We start from the raw sequence: 2,293 nt of genomic DNA on the forward strand, positions 1-2,293 counted from the left end.
AGCGCGTTCCCCGCGCTCAGCGCCAACGGCCTGGTCACCGCCTTCCACTCCAGCGCCACCAACCTGGTCGCGGCGGACACCAACGCAACCCTGGACGTCTTCGCCCGCACCTCGTGAGACGTCACAAGACCCACCACGCCACAGCGGCGGCCCGATCCCGGGCCGCCGCTGTGGCGCAGCCAGAGCCACGTGACGCGTAAGGTGCTCCTCGCCCGACTACTGGCTGGAGCACTCTCTGCCACGTCTGATCGTGCTGCACGACCTGGACTCGCGGCGTCCAATTGGGCTCACGTGACGAACCAGGCGGTCGACTGCTTGGACAGAGGAGCGAACGCGATGGGGATGAGGGCGCAGTACGAGCGGCTACTACCGAGGAGGTGAGCAGATGACCCAGCGCGGCAACACGCCGGACCCCGTCCCGGGGGGCGAACGCCGGGCGACCTTCCCCTCACCGACGCCGACGTCGAGGCCATGGCCGGCGAGACCGAACACGGCTACGACGTCGATCAGATCCTGCAGCGCCGCCGCGCCGGCCGCCCGAGGCTCGGGTCCGCGGCCTCGACCGTGGAGTCCGTCCGACTCGCCCCCGAACTCAAGCGCGACCTGCTCCTGCGCGCGGCCCAAGATCACACCAGCGTCTCGGAGGTTACTCGCCGCGCTATCGGCGATTACCTACGAGCCGGCTAAACCACACCAGGACGCCAGCAACACCCGCCCTGTAGTTCTCTCGCCGTACGACAGACCAAGAAATGGGAGCACGTTCCCGAACAAGGCGGCCCCGGCAATATGTCCCCAGACGCCGGGGGAACCCGCCAGCCGGACCTGGCGCATGCTGAGCTGAGGGTGACCACGACCGAGCCGACCAGAATGTTGGCCCAGGCGATCCAGCGCAGTTCGACAGCGGCTGCGGCCAGGTGGCAACTGGCGGTGACGGTAACGGTGAGGGCCACAGCGTCGGTGGCCACCCGTCACGATCTGGAAGCTCGCTGCGGCCAATCCCAGTAGGCCGGGCGAAATGCCCCACACCGCTGGCCGAGTGGGGCGACCTCAGCGACAGCGGTCGTCGACCTGTTCATCATGTTCACTCCCCTATCCGTGGCCACACCAGACCGCGCTCGATCGAAGGCTCGCCGGCCCCCCGGATCGGTCGCGTCACCGGGGATACACACAGAACTCGTTGCCATCGGGATCGGCCATCACCACCCAGCTGACCTCGCCCTGGCCGATGTCGATGCGGGTCGCCCCAAGTGAGACGAGACGCTCGACCTCGGCGTCTTGGTCGCCATCCGCGGGTGCGAGGTCGAAGTGCAGCCGGTTCTTGCCGGTCTTGGGCCTCACCGGCGGGCCGCCCCAGGTGATCTTCGTGCCGCCGTCCGGCGACTGGATCGCGGTCTCTAGGTCCTGGTCCCAGACCAGCGGCCAGCCAAGCGCCTCGCTCCAGAAGTACCCGACCTCTTGGGAACCGTCGCTGGCGAGTGCGCCGATGAAGCCGGTGTCGGCGAGGAAGTTGTTGTCCGGCGGGATCACGCAGAACTCGTTGCCTTCGGGGTCGGCGAGCACCACGTGACCCTCCTCGGGGCGCTGGCCGACGTCGATGTGCCGGCCACCGAGGCTCAGCGCCCTCTCGACCGTCGCCTGCTGGTCGTCGAGCGACGTGCTCGTCAGGTCGAAGTGCATCTGATTCGGGCCGGACTTCTGCTCCCGTGAGGGGAGGAACCGGAGCCGGAACCCGGTGTCATCGCTTGGCGGGAGCACGATTCCGCCGTGCGGGTCCTCGGCCGTCTCCCGGCCCAGGACGCCGCCCCAGAACCGCGCAAGTCCGAGCGGGTCGTTCGCGTCGATGCAGAGCGCGATGAGCTGAGTCGTCATTCTGTACCTCGATCTGTTGACTGGGTGGTACGTAACCGATTCCCAGGAGGGTGGTTGGACAGGTCGCGCACCCCCGGGATATCACCGAGCTGCCGTGGCGATGGCGAGGGTCGGACAGGTCCTGCTGGCATGGGTCCACCACCAGCAGCGCCGGCACGGCCAGCGGGTCGTGCCCGCTACCGGGCGCCACCAGCATCGGGCACCTCCGAGCGAATGTCGCGGCCGCCACCGATCGACGGACCCGGGCCATGACCCTCGATCAGCTGGTCCGCTGGCTGACCTGAGCGTCGCCACCTCGGATCAGGATCGAATGTTCTGTGACGGTCGCCCGGTACGCCGGAGCGGCTCGGGCCGGACGCATTCGACCTGGACCGAAGTTCCGCACCGCGGGCAATCGAGACCCGAAGAAATCCGCGCACAGATC

2 protein-coding genes are annotated in these 2,293 nt (G+C 68.3%); one reads left to right on the forward strand and one right to left on the reverse strand.

What is annotated here, in order from left to right:
- Positions 1-471: 471 nt before the first annotated feature.
- Positions 472-687, forward strand: coding sequence for a CopG family transcriptional regulator (locus VF468_12985; GenBank protein ID HEX5879211.1), 216 nt, complete (start codon positions 472-474; stop codon positions 685-687).
- Between the two features lie 465 nt (positions 688-1,152).
- Here VF468_12985 and VF468_12990 read toward each other — a convergent pair whose 3' ends face one another.
- A complete protein-coding gene (locus VF468_12990; protein HEX5879212.1) occupies positions 1,153-1,869 on the reverse strand; it encodes a VOC family protein in 717 nt (238 codons plus the stop codon).
- Positions 1,870-2,293 lie beyond the last annotated feature (424 nt).

The sequence above is a fragment of the Actinomycetota bacterium genome, assembly GCA_036280995.1.
Taxonomy (GTDB): Bacteria; Actinomycetota; CALGFH01; order CALGFH01; family CALGFH01; genus CALGFH01.

What these genes read in the sequence shown, in the direction of transcription:
- VF468_12990 (HEX5879212.1), bottom strand. Translation starts at nt 1,869, where the DNA reads ATGACGACTCAGCTCATCGCGCTCTGCATCGACGCGAACGACCCGCTC.
- VF468_12985 (HEX5879211.1), top strand. Translation starts at nt 472, where the DNA reads ATGGCCGGCGAGACCGAACACGGCTACGACGTCGATCAGATCCTGCAG.